The organism is Micromonospora orduensis, from assembly GCF_006228125.1.
In the GTDB taxonomy this organism is placed as follows: Bacteria; Actinomycetota; Actinomycetes; order Mycobacteriales; family Micromonosporaceae; genus Micromonospora; species Micromonospora orduensis.
Genome location: NZ_VDFY01000177.1, coordinates 1 through 22839, shown reverse-complemented (window position 1 = coordinate 22839; position 22839 = coordinate 1). Strand labels below are relative to the sequence as shown.

The 22839-nt window shown below is 71.3% G+C and carries 25 protein-coding genes; 15 read left to right on the top strand and 10 right to left on the bottom strand.

Annotated elements, in window-relative coordinates; translation table 11 throughout:
* Positions 1 to 88: 88 nt before the first annotated feature.
* The 4 genes from FHG89_RS19355 to FHG89_RS19340 all read left to right on the top strand — a co-directional run bounded on the left by FHG89_RS19355 (position 89) and on the right by FHG89_RS19340 (position 3707).
* On the top strand, positions 89 to 1882 hold the full coding sequence (locus FHG89_RS19355) for a RelA/SpoT family protein (RefSeq protein ID WP_139585811.1): 1794 nt from the start codon (positions 89 to 91) through the stop codon (positions 1880 to 1882).
* A gap of 53 nt (positions 1883 to 1935) precedes the next feature.
* A complete protein-coding gene (locus FHG89_RS19350) occupies positions 1936 to 2478 on the top strand; it encodes an NUDIX hydrolase (protein WP_139585795.1) in 543 nt (180 codons plus the stop codon).
* On the top strand, positions 2475 to 3341 hold the full coding sequence (locus tag FHG89_RS19345) for a nucleotidyltransferase family protein (protein WP_139585794.1): 867 nt from the start codon (positions 2475 to 2477) through the stop codon (positions 3339 to 3341). The genes FHG89_RS19350 and FHG89_RS19345 overlap by 4 nt, the downstream gene beginning before the upstream one ends.
* Before the next feature lie 78 nt (positions 3342 to 3419).
* Positions 3420 to 3707 carry an Lrp/AsnC family transcriptional regulator gene (locus FHG89_RS19340; protein WP_139585793.1) on the top strand — a complete coding sequence of 96 codons (288 nt, stop codon included), beginning with the start codon at positions 3420 to 3422 and terminating at the stop codon, positions 3705 to 3707.
* A 68-nt stretch (positions 3708 to 3775) separates the two neighbouring features.
* Here the strand turns inward: FHG89_RS19340 and FHG89_RS19335 are convergent, their stop codons facing one another.
* The 5 genes from FHG89_RS19335 to ctaE all read right to left on the bottom strand — a co-directional run bounded on the left by FHG89_RS19335 (position 3776) and on the right by ctaE (position 8940).
* A complete protein-coding gene (locus FHG89_RS19335) occupies positions 3776 to 4459 on the bottom strand; it encodes a DUF4142 domain-containing protein (RefSeq protein WP_139585792.1) in 684 nt (227 codons plus the stop codon).
* 193 nt (positions 4460 to 4652) lie between these two features.
* Positions 4653 to 6284: a cytochrome bc1 complex cytochrome b subunit gene (qcrB, locus tag FHG89_RS19330; RefSeq protein WP_139585791.1), complete on the bottom strand. Its 1632-nt coding sequence runs from the start codon at positions 6282 to 6284 to the stop codon at positions 4653 to 4655.
* Complete coding sequence (gene qcrA, locus FHG89_RS19325) at positions 6281 to 7369, bottom strand: cytochrome bc1 complex Rieske iron-sulfur subunit (protein ID WP_139585790.1); 1089 nt, start codon at positions 7367 to 7369, stop codon at positions 6281 to 6283. The genes qcrB and qcrA overlap by 4 nt, the downstream gene beginning before the upstream one ends.
* A 64-nt stretch (positions 7370 to 7433) precedes the next feature.
* Entirely contained in the window at positions 7434 to 8270 is an 837-nt protein-coding gene (gene qcrC / locus FHG89_RS19320; RefSeq protein ID WP_139585789.1) for a cytochrome bc1 complex diheme cytochrome c subunit, read from the bottom strand.
* Positions 8271 to 8340: 70 nt separating this feature from the next.
* Positions 8341 to 8940: an aa3-type cytochrome oxidase subunit III gene (gene ctaE, locus FHG89_RS19315; RefSeq protein WP_139585788.1), complete on the bottom strand. Its 600-nt coding sequence runs from the start codon at positions 8938 to 8940 to the stop codon at positions 8341 to 8343.
* Between the two features lie 108 nt (positions 8941 to 9048).
* On the opposite strand from ctaE, the gene FHG89_RS19310 reads away from it, so the two are divergent.
* The 4 genes from FHG89_RS19310 to FHG89_RS19295 all read left to right on the top strand — a co-directional run bounded on the left by FHG89_RS19310 (position 9049) and on the right by FHG89_RS19295 (position 11954).
* Entirely contained in the window at positions 9049 to 9969 is a 921-nt protein-coding gene (locus tag FHG89_RS19310; RefSeq protein WP_425280191.1) for a cytochrome c oxidase assembly protein, read from the top strand.
* 107 nt (positions 9970 to 10076) lie between these two features.
* On the top strand, positions 10077 to 10472 hold the full coding sequence (locus FHG89_RS19305) for a response regulator (protein ID WP_139585787.1): 396 nt from the start codon (positions 10077 to 10079) through the stop codon (positions 10470 to 10472).
* Between the two features lie 94 nt (positions 10473 to 10566).
* Positions 10567 to 11613, top strand: coding sequence for an anthranilate phosphoribosyltransferase (gene trpD, locus FHG89_RS19300; protein ID WP_139585786.1), 1047 nt, complete (start codon positions 10567 to 10569; stop codon positions 11611 to 11613).
* A gap of 134 nt (positions 11614 to 11747) precedes the next feature.
* Positions 11748 to 11954 carry a hypothetical protein gene (locus FHG89_RS19295; protein ID WP_139585785.1) on the top strand — a complete coding sequence of 69 codons (207 nt, stop codon included), beginning with the start codon at positions 11748 to 11750 and terminating at the stop codon, positions 11952 to 11954.
* 94 nt (positions 11955 to 12048) lie between these two features.
* Here FHG89_RS19295 and FHG89_RS19290 read toward each other — a convergent pair whose 3' ends face one another.
* Together FHG89_RS19290 and ctaC are read right to left on the bottom strand one after the other, a co-directional pair.
* The gene (locus FHG89_RS19290; protein ID WP_139585784.1) at positions 12049 to 12474 is read right to left on the bottom strand and encodes a cytochrome c oxidase subunit 4; all 426 of its coding nucleotides are present in this window, start codon (positions 12472 to 12474) and stop codon (positions 12049 to 12051) included.
* A gap of 10 nt (positions 12475 to 12484) precedes the next feature.
* Positions 12485 to 13456 carry an aa3-type cytochrome oxidase subunit II gene (gene ctaC / locus FHG89_RS19285; protein ID WP_139585783.1) on the bottom strand — a complete coding sequence of 324 codons (972 nt, stop codon included), beginning with the start codon at positions 13454 to 13456 and terminating at the stop codon, positions 12485 to 12487.
* A gap of 253 nt (positions 13457 to 13709) precedes the next feature.
* On the opposite strand from ctaC, the gene FHG89_RS19280 reads away from it, so the two are divergent.
* Positions 13710 to 14861, top strand: a complete 1152-nt coding sequence (locus FHG89_RS19280; protein ID WP_139585782.1) for a cysteine desulfurase family protein — start codon at positions 13710 to 13712, stop codon at positions 14859 to 14861.
* Positions 14858 to 15091, top strand: a complete 234-nt coding sequence (locus tag FHG89_RS19275; RefSeq protein WP_139585781.1) for a sulfurtransferase TusA family protein — start codon at positions 14858 to 14860, stop codon at positions 15089 to 15091. Before FHG89_RS19280 ends, FHG89_RS19275 begins: the two co-directional genes overlap by 4 nt.
* A gap of 13 nt (positions 15092 to 15104) precedes the next feature.
* Here FHG89_RS19275 and FHG89_RS19270 read toward each other — a convergent pair whose 3' ends face one another.
* The 3 genes from FHG89_RS19270 to FHG89_RS19260 all read right to left on the bottom strand — a co-directional run bounded on the left by FHG89_RS19270 (position 15105) and on the right by FHG89_RS19260 (position 17927).
* The gene (locus tag FHG89_RS19270; protein WP_139585780.1) at positions 15105 to 16082 is read right to left on the bottom strand and encodes a carbohydrate kinase family protein; all 978 of its coding nucleotides are present in this window, start codon (positions 16080 to 16082) and stop codon (positions 15105 to 15107) included.
* Between the two features lie 165 nt (positions 16083 to 16247).
* On the bottom strand, positions 16248 to 16616 hold the full coding sequence (gene erpA, locus FHG89_RS19265; protein WP_007463211.1) for an iron-sulfur cluster insertion protein ErpA: 369 nt from the start codon (positions 16614 to 16616) through the stop codon (positions 16248 to 16250).
* Between the two features lie 171 nt (positions 16617 to 16787).
* Complete coding sequence (locus FHG89_RS19260) at positions 16788 to 17927, bottom strand: glycerate kinase family protein (RefSeq protein WP_139585809.1); 1140 nt, start codon at positions 17925 to 17927, stop codon at positions 16788 to 16790.
* 68 nt (positions 17928 to 17995) lie between these two features.
* Between FHG89_RS19260 and nadA the strand changes: the two genes are divergently transcribed.
* The 5 genes from nadA to FHG89_RS33365 all read left to right on the top strand — a co-directional run.
* Entirely contained in the window at positions 17996 to 19195 is a 1200-nt protein-coding gene (gene nadA, locus FHG89_RS19255; RefSeq protein WP_139585779.1) for a quinolinate synthase NadA, read from the top strand.
* Between the two features lie 212 nt (positions 19196 to 19407).
* Positions 19408 to 20763, top strand: coding sequence for a UDP-N-acetylglucosamine 1-carboxyvinyltransferase (murA, locus tag FHG89_RS19250; protein WP_139585778.1), 1356 nt, complete (start codon positions 19408 to 19410; stop codon positions 20761 to 20763).
* Positions 20764 to 20888: 125 nt separating this feature from the next.
* Positions 20889 to 21482 (top strand): DUF3043 domain-containing protein, encoded by a 594-nt coding sequence (locus FHG89_RS19245; RefSeq protein ID WP_139585777.1) that lies wholly within the window; start codon positions 20889 to 20891, stop codon positions 21480 to 21482.
* Between the two features lie 147 nt (positions 21483 to 21629).
* Positions 21630 to 22190, top strand: a complete 561-nt coding sequence (locus FHG89_RS19240; RefSeq protein WP_139585776.1) for a helix-turn-helix domain-containing protein — start codon at positions 21630 to 21632, stop codon at positions 22188 to 22190.
* A gap of 387 nt (positions 22191 to 22577) precedes the next feature.
* A partial coding sequence (locus FHG89_RS33365; RefSeq protein WP_208761020.1) for a hypothetical protein occupies positions 22578 to 22839 on the top strand: 262 nt, incomplete at its 3' end.

Below are 22839 nucleotides of genomic sequence, written 5' to 3'. Positions count from 1 at the left end.
TAGAGAAGTGCAGTCCTGCCCGATTCGTGGGCCTGCTCCCGGCCGTCGGTCTCCGGCGTCGTGGAGCCGGGGTGAGGAGGTGTCCCTCGTGGACGTCGACGCCGGACACGGCGCCGCCCTGGGGGGCGCCCTTCCGACCCAGCCGGGTGAGCTGCCGCTCGCCCGCCGGCTGCGGTCACTGCTCACCTGGCCGACCACCGACTCCGACCCGGTCACGCAGCTGGTCCGCACCCACCGGGGCATCCACGCCGGCACCGACCCAGCGGTGCTGCGCCGGGCGTACACCATCGCGGAGAACATGCACCGCGGGCAGTTCCGCAAGAGCGGCGAGCCGTACATCACCCATCCCCTCGCGGTGGCCCAGATCTGCGCGGAGCTGGGGATGGACACCACCACCCTGGTCGCGGCGCTGCTGCACGACACGGTGGAGGACACGCGCTACACGCTCCAGGCCCTCTCGGAGGACTTCGGCGGCGAGGTGGCCCACCTGGTCGACGGGGTGACCAAGTTCGACAAGGCGTTCTACGGCAAGGCCGCCGAGGCGGAGACGATCCGCAAGATGATCGTCGCGGCCGCCAAGGACGTCCGGGTGCTGATCATCAAGCTGGCCGACCGGCTGCACAACATGCGCACCCTCGGCGTGCGCTCCGCGTCGTCGCGGGAGCGGATCGCCCGCAAGACGCAGGAGGTGCTGGTCCCGCTCTGTGACCGGCTGGGCATCCAGACCCTCAAGCGCGAGCTGGACGACGTGGTGCTGCTGCACCTGGAGCCCGAGGAGCACGCCCGGCTGGCCCGGCACGTGCACGACCGGCCGGGCTGGGACACGTACCTGGACTCGGTGGTCGCCCGGGCCCGGGTGGCGTTGCGCCGCAGCCGGGTCGACGCCGAGGTGAGCCCCCGCCCCCGGCACCTCTACTCGATCTGGAAGGACACCATCGCCGGCGGCCACACCGCGCCGTACGATCTGCCCCGCATCGTGGTGGTGGTCGACGGCCCGGCCACCGACTGTTACGCCGCGCTGGGCGCGATCCACGGCACGTGGCGGCCCGTACCCGGCCGCTTCAAGGACTTCATCGCCTCACCGAAGAACAACCTCTACCGCTCGCTGCACACGAGCGTCTGCGGCCCGCAGGACCGCACGGTGGAGGTGCTGATCCGCACCGAGGAGATGCACCGCTCGGCCGAGTACGGGATCGCCGCCGACTTCCGCTTCCCGCGTTCGGGCAGCAGCAGCGCGGCGGCCCGCGCCGAGCAGTTGGACTGGCTGCGCCGGGTGCTCGACTGGGAGCCGGCCGCCGCCGACCCGGCGCAGTTCCTCGAGTCGCTGCGGTGCGACCTCGCCGAAGGGCAGATCCAGGTCTTCGCCGACGGGCGGCAGGTGGTGCTGCCGGCCGGCGCCACGCCCGTCGACCTCGCGTACGAGCTGGGCAACGAGCGTGGCGACCACTGCCTCGCCGCCCGGATCAACGGCCGGTTGGCGCCGCTGAGCTCGGAGCTGGACGAGGGCGACGTGGTGGAGATCTTCACCGAGAACGACGGCGACAACGGTTTCGAGGCGGGCGTGGCGCCGCGCGGCCCACGCCGGGAGTGGCTCAGCTTCGTCAAGTCACCGCACGCGCAGATGCAGATCAACAGATGGTTCGCCGAGCACACCGAGCCGGGCATCACGATCAGTGACAAGGTGCGGCTCGGTCGGGCCACCATCGGGCTGGCCCTGCGCCAGCACAACCGGGGCCTGGCCAGTGACCTGCCGCTGCTGCGCCTCTCCGAGGAGTTGGGCTATCCCGACCTGGAGACCCTGCTCGTCGCGGTCTTCGACCGGGTGATCGAACCGGACACCGTGGTACGCCAGCTCATCGACCTGGTCGACCATCGACAGTGACCGGGCCGGCCCCAGCACGTCCGAAGAACATTCGTGACCACTAGCCTGGAGTCATGATCCCCCGCTCCCGTGCCACCGGTAGGGCCATCTTCTACCAGGCCTTCTACCGGCTGCCCCTGCCGGTACGCCGGCGCCTGGTCAAGCTGGCCGTACCCAAGTACATCGTCGGCGCGGTCACCCTGGTCCGCGATTCCGAGGCGACGGGCGCGGGCCGGTTGCTGATGCTGCGCCAACCACCCGGCAAGGGTTGGTCGCTGCCCGCCGGCCTGCTGAACCGGGGCGAGGCGCCGGTGGTGGGCGCGGCCCGGGAGCTGTTCGAGGAGTCCGGCATCCGGCTTGCCCCGTCCCGGCTGCGCCCCGCCGTACCGAACGCGATCGTGCACGCCAAGGGATGGGTGGACGTGGTCTTCGAGGCGGAGGTGCCGGCGTCCAGCACCGAGCTGGTGGTCGACGGCGCGGAGGTCTTCGAGGCCGCCTGGCATCCGCTGGACGACCTGCCCAAGCTGAGCTGGTCGACCGCCCGGCTGCTCGCCTACTACGACATCGGGCCGCTGGCCGGGCAGTTTCCGCCACCGGTGCCCGACACCACGCCATGACCGGGGCGGGCCTGCCGGAGGACCTGTGCGCCGTGGTTCTCGCCGCTGGCGAGGGCACCCGGCTGCGTCCGCTCACCGAACGGGTCCCCAAGGCGCTGTGCCCGGTGGGCAACGTGCCGCTGCTGGACCGGGCACTGGCCCGGCTGACCGGGCTGGGCCTGGCCGGGCCGGGTCGCGTCGCGGTGAACGCGTGCTACCTCGCCGACCAGGTGGTCGCCCACGTCGGCGACCGCGCCCACCTGTCGGTGGAGCCCGGCGAGCCGCTGGGCACCGCGGGCGGGGTGGCCAACCTGCTGGACTGGATCGACGGCCGGCCGGTGCTGGTGGGCAACGCCGACGCGTACCTCGCCGACCCGGCCGCTCCCCCGGGCCCCGACGTGGCCGCGTTGGTCGACGGCTGGGACGGGCACACCGTACGCCTGCTCGGCCAGCCCGCCGCGGACCCGACGGCGCCGGGCACCTTCGACGGGCACTGCTTCACCGGGTTCTCGCTGCTGCCCTGGCGGTTGGTCCGCGACCTGCCGGTGGTCTTCTCCGACCTGGTCCGCGCGCTCTGGCGGCCCGCCGAGGCGGCCGGGGAGCTGGAGGTGGTGCCCTACCCGGGCACCTTCTTCGACACCGGCACCCCGGCCGACTACCTGGCGGCAAACCTGCACGCCGCCGACGGCGGGGTCCTGGTCGATCCGTCCGCGACGGTGACCGGTCACTGCGTGGAGTCGGTCGTCGGCGCCGGCGCGCGGGTGGATGGCGACGTGTGCCGCACCGTCGTGTGGCCGGGGGCGGTGGTCCGTGACGGGGAACGGCTGCACGACGTGATCCGGTTCGGGGACTGTCGCACCGTGCCCGCCGCCGCCCACGGCTGAGCCGCGACGGCTCCCGCCTCGGGGTCGGCCGGGAACATCTAGCATGGGCGACGACGCCGACGAACGGAGAAATGCCCCGTGATCACCGCGATCGTGCTGATCGACTGCGCCACCGACGCGATTCCCGAGGTGGCGGAGACCCTGGCCAACCTTCCCGGCGTCAGCGAGGTCTACTCGGTGGCCGGGCACGTCGACCTCATCGCCATCGTCCGGGTCCGCGAGTTCGACCAGATCGCCCAGGTCATCGCGGGCAGCATCTCGAAGGTGCCGGGCGTGCTGAACACCGAGTCGCACATCGCGTTCCGGGCGTACTCCCAGCACGACCTGGAGGAAGCGTTCGCGATCGGCCTGGCCGGCACGGACTGACCACCGCCCGACACACGGCGGCCGGTCCACCCCGTGCGGGGTGGACCGGCCGTCTGCTTGCCGCTACGTCAGCTCTCGCTGGGAGCCGGCGTCTCGGTGGTGCCGCCGCCCGGAGCCGGCGACTCGGTGGTGCCACCCGGAGCCGGCGACTCGGTGCCCGTGCCACCCGGCGACTCAGTGCCGGTGCCACCCGGGCTGGGCGTACCGCTGGCGCTGGTCTGCGGGACCGGGATACCGAGCTGGTTGGCGAGCTGCACCAGCTCGTCGTAGTGCGCCTGGAGCGTCGGCAGGGCGGTCTGGGCCAGCTGGACCACCGACTGCTCGGAGCCCTGTGAGATCTCTGTCTGGGTGGCCTGGATGGCCTGGACGTGGCCGGCCAGCTGACTGGTCACCCAGAGCCGGTCGAACTCCGCGCCGCTGGCGTTGTTCAACTTGTCGAGGACCGCCTGCTGATCGGCGCTGGGCTCGTTCGGCAGTTCCACGTTGAGCTGGGACGCGGTCTGCTGCACCGTCTGGTCCAGCTGGGTGTGGTCGGTCTTGAACATCGCACCGAGGTCCTTGACCCCCTGGTTCTGGCCCTTCTGCTGGGCCAGGTCACCGGCGGTGATCTCGAACAGGTTCACCTGGTGCACCGCCTGCAGATACTGGGTGTCCTGCGTCGACGGCTGTGCCGCGGCCTGCGCGGCCGCTGCCGGCGCGACGCCGACCAGTACCAGCGCGGCCAACAGGCCGAGGCGTTTGATACCCAACATGTTCCCCCCCCTTGAGACGTCGGACCGCACGGATACCCGGCTCACCGGGGTTATTCCTGCGATCCCCCGACGCGCGGGGTCGACCGGTCCCACCGTGACCGTCCGACTCCTGCTCGGATGGGCAGTGCACGCGGACACGACGGGGCGCCCGCCGGAATTCCGACGGGCGCCCCGTAACGGTGCGATCAGGCGGTCAGCGTCGGCTCTCGCCGCTGCCGATCTCCTCGCGCTCGGGCCGGGCCTCGACCGGCGGGTGCCCCGGCGAGACCGGCGCCTCGACCGGCTTCTCGATCGGGTAGAAGAAGCCCCGGATGGCCGGGCCGAGGGCGCCGAGCCGGTTCATCTTCTTGGGCACCACCCAGCCGACGTACTCCAGCTCACCGTGGCCGTCCGCGTGCCCGTTGGACGCGCTGAGCGGCTGGTGCACCTCGACGAACCGGCCGTCCGGCAGGCGCCGGATGATGCCGGTCTCGACGCCGTGCGCGAGCACCTCCCGGTCGTGCTGCTGCAGACCCAGGCAGAGCCGGTAGGTGACGTAGTACGCCATCGGCGGGACCACCAGCAGGCCGATCCGGCCCGCCCAGGTCATCGCGTTCAGGCTGATCTGGAACTTGTCCGCGATCACGTCGTTGGCGCCGGAGAGCGTCAGGACGATGTAGAACGCGACGGCCATGGCGCCGACTGCGGTCCGGGCCGGTACGTCCCGGGGACGCTGGAGCAGGTTGTGGCTCTTGCGGTCCTTGAGCTGCCGGGCCTCCAGGAACGGGTACATCGTCGACAGCCCGACCAGGATGCCGGGCAGGACGACCGTCGGCCAGAACAGCGGCGGGATGACGTACCCGTCGCCGATCGGGATGTTGATCTCCCAGGCCGGCATGAGTCGGGTCGAGCCGTCGAGGAACATGACGTACCAGTCGGGCTGGCTGGCGGCCGAGACCACCCACGCCTCGTACGGGCCGAACAGCCAGATCGGGTTGATCTGGAACAGACCGCCCATCAGCGCGATGACGCCGAAGACGACCATGAAGAAGCCGCCCTGCTTCAGCGCGTACCGCGGGAACATCCGCTCGCCGACCACGTTGTTGTTGGTCCGGCCGGGGCCGGGCCACTGGGTGTGCTTCTGCTTGAAGACCAGCCCCAGGTGGACGCTGATCAGCGCGACAAGCAGACCCGGGATGAGCAGCACGTGGGCGATGAAGAACCGGCTGATGATGATCGTGCCCGGGAACTCGCCACCGAAGACCGACGAGGTGACCCAGGAGCCGATCACCGGGATGGACAGCATGATCGCCGAGGCGATCCGCAGGCCGGTGCCGGACAGGCCGTCGTCCGGCAGCGAGTAGCCGGTGAAGCCGGCCAGGAAGCCGACCCAGAACAGCAGCGAACCGATGATCCAGTTGGTCTCGCGCGGCTTGCGGAAGGCGCCGGTGAAGAACACCCGCAGCATGTGCACGACGATGGCGGCCATGAACAGCAGCGCCGCCCAGTGGTGCATCTGCCGCATCACCAGGCCGCCGCGCACCTCGAACGAGATGTCCAGGCTGGAGGCGTACGCGGCGGACATCGGGGTGCCCTGCAACGGCGCGTAGCTGCCGTCGTAGACCACCTCGGTCATCGCCGGCTCAAAGAAGAAGGTGAGGAACACGCCGGTCAGCAGCAGCACGACGAACGAGAACAGCGCGATCTCGCCGAGCAGGAAGGACCAGTGGTCCGGGAAGACCTTGTTCAGCAGCTTGCGCAGCGGCGTGGCCACCGCGAAGCGGTCGTCCACTCCCACCGCGGCCTTGCCCGGCGTGGCTGCCAGGTCAAACTTTCGACGCTTCATGGCCGCTCCCAGAAATCAGGCCCGACGGTCTCGGTGTAGTCGGACTTCGCCACGAAGAAGCCCTCGGAGTCGACCTCGATGGGCAACTGCGGCAGCCGCCGGCTGGCAGGGCCGAAGACGGGCTTGGCGTTGTCGGTGATCAGGAACTGGGACTGGTGGCACGGGCAGAGCAGACGGTTGGTCTGCTGCTCGTACAGGCTGGCCGGGCAACCGGCGTGCGTGCAGATCTTGGAGAACGCCGCGTAGTTGCCCCACATGTAGTCGCCGTGGCCGATCCGCTCGTTGGCCCGGCGCGACTCCTGCGCGTCGGAGTCCCGAAGGTGGATCAGGAGCGTCGGCGAGTCGGCGTGCCGGTTGCTCACGCCGTGGTCGATGCCGGGGAAGACGGTCAGCTGACCGCCGGCGCTGATGTCGGCCGGGCGGATCGGGCGGCCGTCCTCACGGACCAGGCGGATCCGTTCGCCACCATCGGCCGCGGCGAACCCGGTGGTGAACATCTGGTTGTTCTTGTGCGGCTTCGAGATCAGACCGCCGACCAGAGGCGCCGCGACGACCGCGCCGACCGGCGCGAGACCGGCCAGCAGCGAGATGCCGAGCAGCGGGCGACGCTTCACACCCAGCTCGTCGGCCATGTAGAGCATCGTCTGGCCGGTGATCGTACGACCCTCGGAGTCGACCTGACCCTCGTGCCGGTCCTGGATCGAGACCTCCTTGGGCAGCAACTTCTTGCCCCAGGTCAGGATGCCGAAGCCGACGGCCAGCAGGGCCACGCCGAGGGTGGCGCCGAGCAGCGGCGTGTAGAACTTGTCGCCGCCACGGCCCGGCTCGTACTGCCACGGCCACCAGATGTAGATGGCCAGGAAGGCGGTCGCCGCCAGACCGGTGATCAGGAAGAACCCGGCCACGACCCGGGTCAGCCGGCGCTCGGCCTTGGTGCCGGGCAGCACCTGCGGCTCGTAGTGCACGATCTCGATGTCGTCCCGGCGCGCGCCCTCGCGGACGATGTCGAACCGGGTCAGCTTGGGGTCGTTCACGTCGAGCGGCTCCCGGCCCTGCGGGGCCTGGTGCTCGGTGTGGGTGCTCATGCCGTCACCTCGCTACGGGTGGCGCCGCTGGGCACCACAGCACTGAATCGGATGATCCGCTCGGTCACGACTTGCCCGCAATCCACAGGCTGGCGAAGACGAGCGCCACGATGCCAACCAGGAAGATCGCCAGGCCCTCGGTGGACGGCCCGTACCGACCCAGGTTGAACCCGCCCGGGTCCTGGTCGTGCTTCAGCGTCTCCTGGATGTACGCGATGATGTCGGCCTTCTGCTCCGGCCGGAGCTGGTTGTCGCCGAAAACCGGCATGTTCTGCGGGCCGCTCAGCATCGCCGCGTAGATCTGCCGGTCGGTCGCCGGGTGCAGGCTGGGGGCGAACTTGCCCGAGGAGAGCGCGCCGCCACCGCCGCCGAAGGCGTGGCACTGCGAGCAGTTGATCCGGAACAGCTCGCCGCCGGCCGCGACGTTTCCGCCGTCACGCAGCTCGTCGCCCTCGGGGACGACCGGGCCGCCGCCGAGCTCCTGGATGTACTGGGCCAGCTGGCGGGTCTGCTCGTCGGTGAAGACCGGGGGCTTGCGGTGGGCCTGGGCCTCCTGCCGGGCCATCGGCATCCGGCCGGAGCTGACCTGGAACTCGACCGAGGCCGCGCCGACGCCGATCAGGCTCGGTCCGCGACCCTCGACGCCCTGGGCGTTGCGTCCGTGACAGGTCACACAGCTCACATCGAACAGCGCCTTGCCCTCGGCGGCGGCGCCGGTCAGCGGCGGGTTGTCCTGTGCCTGCGCACCGGGGGCGAAGACGGTGTAGGCGCCGCCGGCGAGCATCAGCGCGGCGAACAGCCGGACCGCGGCGCCCAGCCGGCGGCGGCCCCTGCTGCGCGCGGCGGGCCGCCCGCGCAACCGCGCGAGCAGGCCGCGTCGGCGGTCGTTGTCAGAAGTCATGAGCGGTGTCCTTAACCGGTTGGACCTGTCTCAGGGGACGGAGCAGCAGTGCGGAGTGTGACGCGCAAGATCACTGAAGCCAGTAGATCATGGCGTACAGCCCGATCCACACGACGTCGACGAAGTGCCAGTAGTACGACACGACGATCGCCGAGGTCGCCTGCGCCGGAGTGAACCGGCCCATGGTCGTACGGACCATGAAGATGATGAAGGCGATCAGACCGCCGGTCACGTGCAGACCGTGGAAGCCGGTGGTCAGGTAGAACATCGACCCGTAACCGTCTTCGTTGATCTTGACGCCCTCGTGCACCAGCTCGCGGTACTCGTTCAGCTGGCCGAGCACGAAGATCAGGCCCATCACGAAGGTGACGGTGAACCAGCGCCGCAGCGCGTGCACGTCACCCTTCTCCGCCGCGAAGACACCGAGCTGGCACGTCACCGACGAGAGCACCAGGATCACGGTGAAGGTGGTCGCGTACGGGATGTTCAGGTGCTCGGTGTGCTTCTCCCATTGCTCCGGCGCCGCAGCGCGGATCGAGAAGTACATCGCGAACAGCGCCGCGAAGAACATGAGTTCGCTGGAGAGCCACACGATCGTCCCGACGCTGACCATGTTCGGTCGGGTCAGGGAGTGGATCCGGCTCTTGTCAATGGCTGGGGCCGCAGTCACGCCGTCATTATTGCCCCTGACCGGGGCCGGCGATCAGCGGGGTGGCAAACCTGCGCCTTCCGTGGCCCGGGCGTCGAGGTCCGGTTCGCCTGGCCTAGCCTGAAAAGCGTGCTGCACGTCGATCAGATCTTCGCCGCCACCTCGGCCCCGCCGCCGTTCACCGTCGGTCGGGTGCTGACCGAGACCCGGCTGGACAGCTGGCTGGCCCTCGGCCTGGTGCTCGCCGCCGGCCTGTACCTCTACGGAGTGCACCGGCTGCGCGTACGCGGCGACCGCTGGCCGGTCGCCCGCACTGTGTTCTTCCTCGGCCCCGGCCTGGGCGGCATCGCGGTGGTCACGGTCAGCGGACTGCACGCGTACGACACCGCGCTGCTGTCGGTGCACATGATCCAGCACATGGTGCTGTCCATGGTGGCGCCGATCTTCCTGGCGCTGGGCGCGCCGATGACGCTGGCCCTGCGCACCCTGCCGGTCGGGCCGCGCAAGCGCCTGCTGGCGATCGTGCACAGCCGCGTCGCCCGGGTGTACAGCTTCCCGCTTGTGGCGTTCGCCATCTTCGTGGTCAACCCGTTCGCGCTGTACTTCAGTGATCTGTACCGCTTCACCCTGGAACACGCCTGGGCGCACGAGCTGGTGCACGCGCACTTCATCCTGACCGGCTGCGTGTTCTTCTGGCCGCTGCTCGGCCTCGACCCGCTGCCCGGCCGCTGGCCGTACCCGGCGCGGGCGCTGCTGATGCTGCTCTCCGTGCCGTTCCACACAGTGCTCGGGCTCACCATCATGCAGAGCAGCACCCTCTTCGGCGGCGACTGGTACCCGTCGCTCAACCTGAGCTGGTCCGACCCCTGGGACGACCAGGTGGTCGCCGGCGGCATCCTGTGGGCCGGCGGCGAGTTCGTCAGCGTCACCATGCTCGCCGTGCTGGTCGTGCAGTGGGTCAAGCAGTCCGAGCGGGAGGCCCGCCGGGTCGACCGCGAACTGGACCGCCAGGAGGCCCGCGAGCGCGCCGCCGGGCCCGCACCCGTCTGAGCTGCGCAGACGGTACGCCGACCGCGCCGCGTCGGGCGGGATGTCGACTGCGTCACGTCGACCGGTACGATCTGCGGGCAGCTACGAGGTGGAAGCGGAGTGCCGGCATGAGCGATCGTCTTTGCACCGTTTTGCTCTACAGTGACGACCCGCAGGTCCGTGACCGGATGCGGCTCGCCGTCGGCACCCGGCCCGCGCCCGGGCTGCGCATCGAGTTCGTCGACGCGTCGACGTACGCCGAGACCATCCGGCTGGTCGACGACTACGAGATCGACCTGCTGCTGCTCGACGGTGAGGCCAGCCCCGGCGGCGGCATCGGCATCGCCCGGCAGATCAAGGACGACCGGGACGACGCTCCCCCGACCTGCCTGGTGATCGCCCGCGCCGCCGACCGATGGCTGGCCGCGTACGCCGAGGTCGACGCCACGCTCGTGCACCCGCTCGACCCGGTGACCACCGGAGGCACGGTGGCCGAGCTGCTGCGGACGCACGCACCCGCCTGACGTCCCCCGCCCTCCGGCACCGTCACCTCCCGGCGCCGGACGAGTCGGCGCCGGTTCCAGCCCACCCGCACTTCGTACGCTCGGGAGGCCCGCCATGGGCGATCGGACCTGGCCGCACCTGCTCAACGCGCTGCTGCGCGGCGAGGAGCTGACCACCGCCGACACCGCCTGGGCGATGGACGAGATCATGACCGGCTCGGCGAGCCCGGCGCAGATCGCCGCGTTCGCCGTGGCGCTGCGGGCCAAGGGTGAGACCCCGGCCGAGCTGGCCGGTCTGGTGGAGGCGATGCTGGGCCGCTCGGTCCCGGTGGTGCTCTCCGAGGACCTGCGCCGCACCGCGCTCGACGTGGTCGGCACCGGCGGTGACCTCGCCCACACGGTGAACATCTCCACGATGACGGCGCTGGTGGTGGCCGGCGCGGGCGTGCGCGTCGTCAAGCACGGCAACCGGGCCGCCTCCTCCCTGTGCGGCACCGCCGACCTGCTGGAGTTCCTCGGCATCCCACTGGATCTCGGCCCGGAGCAGGTGGCCCGCTGTGTCGAGGAGGCCGGCATCGGGTTCTGCTTCGCGGCCCGGTTCCACCCCGGGATGCGGCACGCCGGTCCGGTCCGCCGTGAGGTGGGCGTGCCCACCTTCTTCAACTTCCTCGGCCCGCTGACCAACCCGGCCCGCCCCCGGGCCGGCGCGGTCGGCTGTTTCGACTCCCGGATGGCCCCGGTGATGGCCAGCGTGTTCGCCGCCCGCGGCGACTCGGCGATAGTGATGCGCGGCGAGGACGGGCTGGACGAGTTCACCACCGCCGCGCCGACCCGGGTCTGGGTGGCGCAGGGCGGCACCGTACGCGAGGCCGTGCTGGACGCGACGGCCCTGGGCGTACCCCGGGCCACCCTCGCCGACCTGCGCGGCGGTGACGCCGCCTACAACGCCGGCGTGACCCGTCGCCTGCTGGCCGGTGAGACGGGTCCGGTCCGGGACGCGGTGCTGGTCAACGCGGCCGCGGCGCTGGCCACCCAGGGCCCTCTGGACGGCGATCTGACCGAGGCGCTGCGCGCCGGCCTGGACCGGGCCGCCGAGTCGATCGATTCCGGGGCGGCGGCCGCGAGCCTGGACCGCTGGATCGAGACCGCCACCGCCGTCTGACCCGGCCGCCGGGGGGACCGAGCGGAGGATTGTCGGACCCGGGTGGGAAAGTACAGCCGAGTAGTTCTCCGCTCCCGTCCGTGCGCTGATGTCGCATCCCGGGGGCGGCTCGCCCGGAGTGAGAGGAGACGCCCGTGTCGCACCGCGAGCTCTACTGCGACGTCTGCGAGGGCGTGACAGCGTTCGAGGCGCCGCCCTGCGTCGACGGCCACGGCACCGACTGTCCCGAGCTGATCTGCACCGGCTGCGGTGCCGCGGTGGTGGTCGCCACGTTCGTGTCCCCGGTCACCCGGCTGGCCGACCGCCGCCGCCGTCCGCCCGCCCGTCGCCGCGCCGCCTGACCCATCCAAGCCGGGGCATGACGAAGGCCCGCTCCCCCACCGGGGAACGGGCCTTCGTGGCGTCCAGGGCCGGCCGCGACGGCGACCGGGTGGATCAGTGCTCGGCGGTGCGCCGGGTGCCGGTGTAGTACTCGAACAGCAGCCCGCAGGCGGCGAAGACGACCGCCACCAGGCCGGCGCCGATCAACCAGTACTGCCAGAACACCAGGCCGAGCGAGGCGATGGCGGCGGCCAGCGCCAGACCGAACGGCCAGTAGCTGCCCGGGCTGAAGAAGCCGACCTCACCGGCGCCGTCGGCGATCTCGGCGTCCGGGCGGTCCTCCGGACGCAGGTCGATGCGGCGGGAGACGAACCAGAAGAAGCCACCGCACATCGTGCAGAGCAGGAACGACAGCAGCAGGGCGATGGTCCCCACCCACTCGACGCCACCGGACGCACCGTTGGTCCACGCGGCGTAGAGGATGGTGGCGCCGAAGAGGAACCCGGCGATGATCAGGAAGATACGCCACTCGGTCTTCATGTGGCTGCCCTCAGCTTCCCGGGAAGGCCGGAGCGTCGTCCGGGTTGAAGTTGCTCTGCGTCCGCCGGGTGTCGAACGGCCGCGTGGTCTCCGCGTACGGCTCCTCACCGATCGCGGCCAGCGCGTCCTGCGTCGACTTGCCGCTCTGCTTCGCCGCCAGGAACTGGTCGTACTTCTCCGGCGAGACGACCCGCAGCTCGAAGTTCATGAACGCGTGGTAGCTGCCGCACAGTTCGGCGCAGCGCCCGACGTAGGCGCCCTCGGTCTCCAGGCTGGAGACCTCGAAGACGTTGCGGATCTTGCCCGGCATGACGTCCCGCTTGAAGAGCAGCTCCGGCACCCAGAAGGAGTGGATGACGTCGCGGCTGGTCTCCTCGAACCGGATCGACCGGTTCGTGGGCAGCACCAGCACCGGGATGACCTCGCTGGTGCCGAGCGTCGACGCGGTGGTCCGGGCGTCCGGGCCCTGCCCGTCGCGGTAGTTGAACTGCCAGTTCCACTTGAACGCGACGACCTCGACCGTGACGTCCGGGTTCTTCGACAGCTTGTCCACGTCGGTCTGCACGATCGCCGTGTAGTAGAAGAGCACCGAGACGATCAGGATCGGCGCGATGGTGTAGAGGAACTCCATCGGCATGTTGTAGCGGGTCTGCACCGGCAGCGCGTTGCCGCGCTTGCGGTAGCGCACGACGCACCAGAAGATCAGACCCCACACGAAGACACCGACCGCGAGGGCGGCGATGCAGGAGGCGATCCACAGGTCGTACATCCGCCGGGACTCCGCCGAGATGCCCCCCTGCGGCCAGCCGAAGCCGTCGAACGCCGCTCCGACGTCACAGCCCGTGAGCAGGACCAGCAGCGCCATGCCACCGAGACCGAGCCCGGCCAGCCGACCAGCACCGCGCCGCCGGCGCCCACCGGCCCCTGGGGAAGCGCTGTGCCGTACGGCCGACGGCCGTACCTCCGAACTCCTTGCGACCACCTGGTCCTGCCTCCCTAGCGCGCCGCGGTGCGTCTTTCCTCGGCACCGACGGCAAAGGCGTCACCGACGGTCGCAGATTACTCGACCATGACGGACTCGGCCGTGGTGGGGTCACTGTCCGCCCCCATCGGGGGGATCCTGGGCATACCGGCGCGATAGCGTAGGGATCCGTGAGCGCGAGGAGTGAGCCGGGTTTGCGAGCCCCGCAGCCGCGAACAGAAGAAGCCCCGTGAGCGCGAGGAATGGCGGACCTGTGAGCGCATCCCCGGTCTACCTGGACGCGGCGACCGCCGCGCCTGCGCATCCGGTCGCCCGGCAGGCGCTGCTGGCCGCCCTCGACGACGGCTGGGCCGACCCCGGCAAGCTCTACACCCAGGCCCGCCGCGCCCGGCAGCTGCTCGACGCCGCCCGCGAGGCCACCGCGCAGACGCTTGGCGTCCGCGCCGACGAGGTGTCCTTCACGTCCAGCGGTACGACGGCCGCGCACGGCGCGGTGCTCGGCGCCCTGGCCGGGCGGCGCCGGACCGGGTCGACGCTTGTGCACTCGGCGATCGAGCACTCCGCGGTGCTGCACGCCGCGGAGAGGCACGTCGCGGCGGGCGGCACCGCCATCCCGGTGCCGGTCGACCGGCTGGGCCGGCTGGACCTGGACGCCTGGTCGGCTGCCGTCCGTGCTCCCGGCGTCGCGCTGGCCGCGCTGATCAGTGCCAGCCACGAGGTCGGCACCGTGCAACCGGTCGCCGAGGCCGCCGCGGCCTGCGCCGACGCCGGGGTGCCGCTGTACGTGGACGCGGCGCAGTCGGTCGGCCGGGTGCCGCTGCCCGCCGGCTGGTCGGTGCTCACCGCCAGCGCGCACAAGTGGGGCGGCCCGCCCGGGGTGGGGGTGCTGGCGGTGCGCAAGGGCACCCGCTGGGAGTCACCGTGGCCGGCCGACGAGCGGGAGGGTGGTCGTACCCCCGGGTCGGTGAATCTGCCCGCGGTGGTGGCGGCGGCGGCGAGCCTGCGCGCGGCGGCGGCCGACGCCGCGGCCGAGGAGGCCCGGTTGGCGCCGCTTGTGGATCGGATCCGGTCGCGGGTCGCGGCGGAGGTGCCCGACGTGGAGGTGGTCGGCGACCCGGTGCTGCGGCTCCCCCACCTGGTGACCTTCTCCTGCCTGTACGTCGACGGCGAGACGCTGCTGCACGCGCTGGACCGGCGGGGCTTCGCGGTGTCGTCCGGCTCGTCCTGCACCTCGTCCACGCTGCGGCCCTCGCACGTGCTGGAGGCGATGGGGGTGCTCTCGCACGGCAACGTCCGGGTCAGCCTGCACCGGGAGACGACCGAGGCGCACGTGGAGCGGTTCCTCGCCGAGCTGCCCGGGATCGTCGCCGGGCTGCGCGCCGAGGCCGGGGTGGTGGGGCTGTGACCATGCCCGACGAGGTGCTCGACTGCCGGGGCCAGCGCTGCCCGCTACCGGTGATCGCGGCGGCCCGGCGGATGCCCCAGGTGCCCATCGGGACGGTCGTGCGGGTGCTCGCCGACGACCCGGCCGCGGCGGTCGACATCCCCGCCTGGTGCCGGATGCGCGGCCAGGAGTTCCTGACCGCCATCACCGGCCCCGAAGGCCCCGCCTACGACATCCGCCGCACCCACTGACCCCCGGCTCGGGCTACGGCAGGAGGTGGGCGCGGACCTCGTCCGCCGCGGTGTCGCCGTAGGACTCGGCCAGTCGCTTGACGAACAGGTCGCGGCGGACCTCGTACTCCTGGGTGCCGACGGTCTCCAGCACGAGCGTGGCCAGCAGGGAGCCGACCTGGGCGGCGCGCTCCAGGCCGACGCCCCAGGACAGCGCGGTGAAGAAGCCGGCCCGGAAGCCGTCGCCCACCCCGGTCGGGTCGACCGCCCGGATCTCCCGCGCGATCGGTACGTGGATCGGGTCGATGTCACGCCCGGTGATCTCCACGCCGTGCTTGCCCAGCGTGGTGACCCGCACCTTGACCAGGTCCAGCAGCTGGTCGTCGCTCAGCTGCGCCTTGCTCTGCAACAGCGACTTCTCGTAGTCGTTGGTCATCAGGTACTCGGCGCCCTCGATCAGGGCCACCACGTCCTCGCCGCCCATCCGGGCGAGCTGCTGCGACGGGTCGGCGGCGAACGCGTACCCGCGGGTGCGGCACTCGGCCGAGTGACGCAGCATCGCCTCCGGGTCGTTGGCGCTGACCAGCACCAGGTCCAGACCGCCGAGACGGTCGGCGACCGGGGCCAGCTCGATGTTGCGGGCCTCGCTCATCGCGCCGGCGTAGAACGAGGCGATCTGGCACATGTCGGTGTCGGTGGTGCAGACGAACCGCGCGGTGTGCGCGACCTCGCTGACGTGCACCGAATCACAGTCGACTCCGTGCCGCTCCAGCCAGGAGCGGTAGTCGGCGAAGTCGGCGCCGACCGCCCCGAGCAGAACCGGGCGCAGGCCCAGCTGCCCCATGCCGAAGGAGATGTTCGCCGCCACACCGCCACGGCGGAGCACCAGGTCGTCCACCAGGAAGGAGAGGGACACCTTGTGCAGCTGATCGGCGATGAGCTGGTCGGCGAAGCGACCGGGGAAGCTCATCAGGTGATCGGTGGCGATCGAGCCGGTCACGGCGATCTTCATATCAACCCTCGGGGTCGGGAGCAGGGCGCGGTCAGCCTACCGGCCCGGCGAACCGGCGGGTGTCCGACCGGTCGGACAACGGCGACCGGTCGGGACCGCTCCCAGGCACGACGACGGGGCCGCCCCGAAGGACGGCCCCGTCATGGCTGGTGCCTGGCGCGCGACTCAGTTGAACGAGTCACCGCAGGCGCAGGAGTTGCCCGCGTTGGGGTTGTCGATGGTGAAGCCCTGGGCGTCGATCCGGTCGGCGAAGTCGATCGTCGCGCCGGACAGGTACGGGGCGCTCATCCGGTCGACGACGACCTCGACACCACCGAAATCGGTGACGACATCACCGTCGAGCGAACGCTCGTCGAAGAACAGCTGGTACCGCAGGCCGGAGCAGCCACCCGGCTGCACCGCGACGCGGAGCCGCAGGTCGTCGCGGCCCTCCTGCTCGATCAGGGCCTTGACCTTCTGCGCCGCGACGTCGGTGAGGACGACGGAAGTAGGGGCCTGGGCCTCGGTCGACTCGGTCTGCGCTGGCGTGGTCACGTGGAAGTCTCCCTGCGCGGTTTGGGTCCGGACGCACTGGCCAACGCCGCGCGCCGTCCAGTGATTCCCGGTTGTGGTCCTTCCCCGATCGTACGCCGCCCCGGCCGGGCGCACCCGCGTGGCGTGACCGCCGCCGCAGGTCGGCCCGGTCGACGGGGCGACTCCCGGCGCTCAGCGGCTCCACTGCCGGGCCAGTCGGGCGCCCAGCTCACGCAGCCCGTCCGCGGGGCGGCTCAGCGCGGCGTCGAGCCCGCCGGCCGGTTCCCCGCCGAAGTGCTCCACCAGGCTGTACGCGTCGGTGACCCCGGCCGACGCGGCCTCGCGCCGGCCGGTGCTGACCTGGCCGGCCACCACCACGCAGGGGACGCCCCGGTCCCGGGCCGCGCCGGCCACCCCGGCGACCACCTTGCCGCGCAGCGACTGGTGGTCGAAGGACCCCTCACCGGTGATCACCAGGTCGGCGGCGTCCAGCGCGGCGTCCAGCGCGGTGGCCCGGGTGACCAGGCCGATGCCCGACTCGCAGCCGCCGCCCAGGGCGAGGATGGCCGCGCCGAGACCACCCGCGGCACCGCCGCCGGGCAGCGCACCGAGCCCGGCCGGACAGCCGGGCAGGTCCCGCTCCAGCACCGCTGCGAAGCGTTCCAGCGCGGCGTCGAGCAGCAGCACGTCGGCGCGGTCGGCGCCCTTCTGCGGGCCGAACACGTTGCTCGCCCCGTGCAGGCCGAGCAGCGGGTTGTCCACGTCGGTGGCGGCGACCAGGCGGGCGTCACGCAGCCGGGGCGCGCCGTCCAGGGCGTCGACCAGGGCCAGGGCCGCCCCGCCGTACGGCAGTGCGGCGCCCGCGGCGTCCAGCGGCGTCACGCCCAGCGCGGCGAGCATCCCGGCGCCGGCGTCGTTGGTGGCCGAGCCGCCCAGCCCGATCACCACCGTCCGCGCCCCGCTCTCCACCGCGGCGGCCACCAGCAGACCCAGCCCGTACGAGGTGGTGGTCTTCGGGTCGCGTTCGGCCACCGAGAGCAGGTGCAGCCCGCACGCCTGGGCGCTCTCCAGGTAGGCGGTCGAGCCGTCGGCGGTGAGCAGGATCTCACCGGCCGCCGGCCGGCCCAGCGGGTCGACCGTCGGCACCGGCACGCGCCGCCCGTCGAGGGCGTCGGCGAGCACCTCCACGAAGCCCGGCCCGCCGTCGGCGAGGGGCCGGATCAGCAGGTCGTCACCGTCGGCGACGGAGCGCCAACCGGTGGCCACCGCGTCGGCCACCTCCGGTGCGGACAGGGTGCCGGCGAACTTGTCCGGGCAGAGCAGCACGCGCATGCCGAGCAGTGTGGCAGCCCACACCGAGCGAAGCTGCGGCGCGCTCGCGCTGTGGGACCATGGGCTACGTGACTTCGACCTGGGTGGAACCCTCCAACACGGCGACGGCTCTGCTGCTGCTCGGCCGGGGCAGCGACCCCGACACCGAGCGCGGCGTCGAGTGTCCGGGCGATCTGCCGGCGCCCAGCGATCCGGATCTGGTGGCCCGCGCCACGGCGGCGAAGGCGAAGCTGGGCAGCAAGGTCTTCGTGCTGGGGCACCACTACCAGCGCGACGAGGTGATCCAGTTCGCGGATGTGACAGGCGACTCGTTCAAGCTGGCCCGGGAGGCGGCGGCCCGTCCGGACGCGGAGTACATCGTCTTCTGCGGCGTGCACTTCATGGCCGAGAGCGCCGACATCCTCACCACTGACGCCCAGCGGGTGATCCTGCCCGACCTCGCGGCGGGCTGTTCGATGGCGGACATGGCCGTGCTGGGCCAGGTCGAGGCCGCCTGGGACACGCTTACCGAGCTGGGCATCGCCGGTACGACCGTCCCGGTGACGTACATGAACTCGTCGGCCGACATCAAGGGCTTCGTCGGCCGCAACGGTGGCGTGGTCTGCACGTCGTCGAACGCCAAGCGCGCCCTGGACTGGGCGTTCGAGCAGGGGCAGAAGGTGCTCTTCCTGCCCGACCAGCACCTGGGCCGCAACACGGCGGTGCTGGAGCTGGGCCTGTCGCTTGACGACTGCGTGCTCTACGACCCGCACAAGCCCGGTGGCGGGCTGACCCCGGAGCAGCTGCGCGACGCGAAGATGATCCTCTGGCGGGGGCACTGCTCGGTGCACGGCCGGTTCACCCTGGACAGCGTCAACGACGTACGGGAGCGGGTGCCCGGGGTCAACGTGCTGGTCCACCCGGAGTGCCGGCACGAGGTGGTCACCGCGTCCGACTACGTCGGCTCCACCGAGTACATCATCAAGACGATCGAGGCGGCGCCGGCCGGCTCGGCGTGGGCGCTGGGCACCGAGCTGAACCTGGTCCGCCGGCTCGCGCTGGCGCACCCGGACAAGCAGATCATGTTCCTGGACAAGGCGGTCTGCTACTGCTCGACGATGAACCGGATCGACCTGCCGCACCTCGTCTGGGCCCTGGAGGAGCTTGTCGCGGGTCGGGTGGTCAACCAGATCACTGTCGACGCCGACACCGCCCACCACGCCCGGGTGGCACTGGACCAGATGCTCGCCCTGCCCGGCGCGGACACTCCGCCACCGACCGCCGGCTGATCACGATCCGTAGCGCCGTTGGTACGCAAAAGTGCCGGATCACCGATTAATGCCACACACGCCGGTGTGACCGAGTCCTTTTTCGTCACCGAGGGCTATGCTGCCGGAGCGACGACGCGAGCGGGCCGTTTCGATATGGCCGCATCCGGGGTAGCGACAAGGTTCACGCTCCCCACCATCAACACAGCAGCACCGAAGCGCTGGAGGTTGCGTTGACCGACGACGTCCTGGTCGTGCACGGAGGTACTCCGCTCGAAGGGCGGATCCGCGTGCGCGGCGCGAAGAACCTGGTTTCGAAGGCGATGGTCGCCGCGCTGCTCGGCGACACCCCGAGCCGGCTGTTCGACGTGCCAAAGATCCGTGACGTCGAGGTGGTCCGGGGTCTGCTCGGTCTGCACGGCGTCAAGGTGACCGACGGTGCCGAGGACGGCGAGCTCGTCTTCGACCCCGCGAACGTGGAGAGCGCGAGCACCGACCAGATCAACGTGCACGCGGGGTCGAGCCGGATCCCGATCCTGTTCTGCGGTCCGCTGCTGCACCGGCTCGGGCACGCGTTCATCCCGGACCTGGGCGGCTGTCACATCGGCCCGCGTCCGATCGACTTCCACCTGCAGGCGCTGCGGGAGTTCGGCGCGACTGTCGACAAGCGGCCGGAGGGTCTGCACCTGTCGGCGCCGAACGGTCTGCACGGCACCAAGTTCGCCCTGCCGTACCCGAGTGTCGGCGCCACCGAGCAGGTGCTGCTGACCGCGGTGATGGCCGAGGGTGTCACCGAGCTGCGCAACGCCGCGGTGGAGCCGGAGATCATCGACCTGATCTGCATCCTGCAGAAGATGGGCGCGATCATCAAGGTGCACACCGACCGGGTGATCGAGATCCAGGGCGTACCGAAGCTGCACGGCTACACGCATCGGCCGATTCCGGACCGGATCGAGGCGGCGAGCTGGGCCGCCGCCGCGCTGGCCACCCGTGGCCACGTCGAGGTGCTCGGCGCGCAGCAGGCCGACATGATGACCTTCCTGAACATCTTCCGGTCGGTCGGCGGCGAGTACGAGGTCACCGACGCCCGGCCGCCGAAGCTGGGCGACCTGGGCCAGGAGGGTGGCATCCGCTTCTGGCACCCCGGTGGCGAGCTGAACGCGGTGGCGCTGGAGACCGACGTGCACCCCGGCTTCATGACCGACTGGCAGCAGCCGCTGGTCGTGGCGCTGACCCAGGCCCGCGGCCTGTCGATCGTCCACGAGACGGTGTACGAGCAGCGGCTGGGCTACACCGAGGCGCTGAACTCGATGGGCGCCAACATCCAGGTCTACCGGGACTGCCTCGGTGGCACCCCGTGCCGTTTCGGCCGGCGCAACTTCAAGCACTCGGCGGTCATCGCCGGGCCGAGCAAGCTGCACGCCGCCGACCTGGTCATCCCCGACCTGCGGGCCGGGTTCAGCCACCTGATCGCGGCGCTCGCGGCCGAGGGCACCTCCCGGGTGTACGGCGTCGACCTGATCAACCGGGGCTACGAGGACTTCGAGGCCAAGCTCGCCGACCTGGGCGCGCACGCCGAGCGTCCGTAACGTCGACCACCTGGTCGCTACGACAACTCCAGTTCGGCGCATCTGACGCCGCGCTGCGATCTGGAGCCGTCGGCCCGGTGCACCGCGATGTGCACCGGGCGCGGTTCGTTGGCTACCCTTGCCGCGTGCCGTCGCTCTTTCGCCGCAAGTCCACCGACCTCGTCGACGAGGCCGTCACCTCGGTGAGCCCCGAGGAGACCGCCGACCGTCCCCGGGGTTACACCCCTGCCAAGGGTCGTGAGACTCCGAAGCGGCCCACCGCCGGCCGTCGCCCGGCCGGCCCCAGCCGTCCTCTGACCAAGGAGGAGGAGCGGGAGCGCCGCCGCCAGCTGCGTGCCGAGGCCGCGTCGGAGTTCCGCCGTGAGGGTGGCCCCCGCGACCGGGGTCCGGAGCGGCTGCTGGCGCGCAACGTGGTCGACTCCCGTCGTACCGTCGGCACCTGGTTCTTCGGCGGCGCGCTGATCGTGCTGATCGGGTCGAACGCGGCGATGCCGCCGCTGGTCCGGCTGATCTCCAACCTGCTCTGGGGCGCGCTGGCGCTGGGCGTGGTGATCGACTCGGTGCTGATCTGCCGCAAGATCGGCAAGCTGGTCCGCGAGCGCTTCCCGAAGACCGACCAGCGCATGGGCTCGCTCTACCTGTACGCGGTGATGCGGTCGATCACGTTCCGGCGGATGCGCGCCCCGGCTCCCCAGGTGAATCTGGGCGACAAGGTCTGAGTGCCCGCGCCGCGCACGAACGGCATCGGCCCAAGCCCGTCACGAAGCATCCGGGACCCGGATGTTCGTTGTACCGTACGCGTAGTTCACCCTGGTGAACAGGTTGTCGCTGTTCGGCCGACGAACACTGATCCCTGGAGCACAGCCATGCCCGCTGAGCCGGACGGCCCCCTCGCCACCATCGCCGGGGCCCTGCGTCGGGAACGCGAACGGGTCGGCATCTCGCTGACCGAGCTCGCTCGCCGGGCCGGCGTCGCCAAGTCCACCCTCTCCCAGCTGGAGTCGGGGACCGGCAACCCGAACATGGAGACGCTGTGGGCGCTCAGCAGGGCGCTCAACGTGCCGCTCGGCCAACTGGTCGAGCCGGCCACTGGCGGCGTGCGGGTGATCAGGGCCGGCGACGGGCCGCAGGTCGGCTCCGAGCAGGCCGACTTCACCGGCACCCTGCTCAGCGCCGGCGCGGCGCACCTGCGGCGGGACATCTATCTGATCAAGCTGGAGCCGGGCGCGATCCGGACCGCCGACGCGCACACACCGCGCAGCGTCGAGCATGTGGTGCTGGCCGCCGGACGGCTGCGGGTGGGCCCCGAGTCGGGCCCGGTCGAGATCGAGCCCGGCGACTACGCGGCGTTTCCCGGCGACGCGCCGCACCGCTACGAGGCACTGCTGCCCGGCACCGTCGCGGTCCTCGTCATGGAGCATCCCTGAGCCTCGGTCGGGCCGTACCGCCCCAGGCCCGCGTCGACGGTGGGAGTATCGTCGAAAGCCAGATTCGGTTATAGAACCAAATGTCCGAAACTTTGGGATAACGTTTGCACCCGTGGACGGTGCCACAGTGGCGGTGGGAGAGCCCACGCCGTTACCCTCCATCCGCAGCCACGCCCTGCCGGGACGGGCGAACCGGAACCGGTACGCGAGGCCCCAGCGCGACAATTTGCAACGAGGTGACAACGCCGTGAGCGAGCGGACGCGAGCCGGCCACCGGGGCGTGGCAGGCGGCGACCGGACGCCCGGCGGTCACCGGCGTACGAAGGCGGACGGCCCACCTCCGGCGGGGATCGACCGAGCGGTCGGGTGCGGCGACGGGCTCGGCGGATGAACGGCCGCTACACCGACCGGTGGCGGGACCCGAACGAACCGTCCTGGGTGCTCGAACCGACCACCGAGTGGCATCCCCAGTTCCCCGGCCAGCGCTACCCCGGCGACATCGGGATGTCCCACCAGCCACCCCCGCCGCCACGCGGCCGGGCGACCGTGGTCGGTCGTACCGAGGTGCCACCCCTGTCTCTTATACACATCTCCGAGCCCACGAGACCGGAGCCTAGCTCGTATGCCGCCTTCTGCTTGAAAAAAAAAA

Bases quoted from the DNA above. Each gene is read 5' to 3' on its own strand.
- FHG89_RS19305 (WP_139585787.1), top strand. From the start codon at position 10,077: ATGAGCGATCGTCTTTGCACCGTTTTGCTCTACAGTGACGACCCGCAG.
- FHG89_RS19335 (WP_139585792.1), bottom strand. From the start codon at position 4,459: ATGTTGGGTATCAAACGCCTCGGCCTGTTGGCCGCGCTGGTACTGGTC.
- FHG89_RS19290 (WP_139585784.1), bottom strand. From the start codon at position 12,474: ATGAAGACCGAGTGGCGTATCTTCCTGATCATCGCCGGGTTCCTCTTC.
- trpD (WP_139585786.1), top strand. From the start codon at position 10,567: ATGGGCGATCGGACCTGGCCGCACCTGCTCAACGCGCTGCTGCGCGGC.
- FHG89_RS19270 (WP_139585780.1), bottom strand. From the start codon at position 16,082: ATGAAGATCGCCGTGACCGGCTCGATCGCCACCGATCACCTGATGAGC.
- FHG89_RS19240 (WP_139585776.1), top strand. From the start codon at position 21,630: ATGCCCGCTGAGCCGGACGGCCCCCTCGCCACCATCGCCGGGGCCCTG.
- qcrB (WP_139585791.1), bottom strand. From the start codon at position 6,284: ATGAAGCGTCGAAAGTTTGACCTGGCAGCCACGCCGGGCAAGGCCGCG.
- FHG89_RS19260 (WP_139585809.1), bottom strand. From the start codon at position 17,927: ATGCGCGTGCTGCTCTGCCCGGACAAGTTCGCCGGCACCCTGTCCGCA.
- FHG89_RS19350 (WP_139585795.1), top strand. From the start codon at position 1,936: ATGATCCCCCGCTCCCGTGCCACCGGTAGGGCCATCTTCTACCAGGCC.
- FHG89_RS19345 (WP_139585794.1), top strand. From the start codon at position 2,475: ATGACCGGGGCGGGCCTGCCGGAGGACCTGTGCGCCGTGGTTCTCGCC.
- qcrA (WP_139585790.1), bottom strand. From the start codon at position 7,369: ATGAGCACCCACACCGAGCACCAGGCCCCGCAGGGCCGGGAGCCGCTC.
- qcrC (WP_139585789.1), bottom strand. From the start codon at position 8,270: ATGACTTCTGACAACGACCGCCGACGCGGCCTGCTCGCGCGGTTGCGC.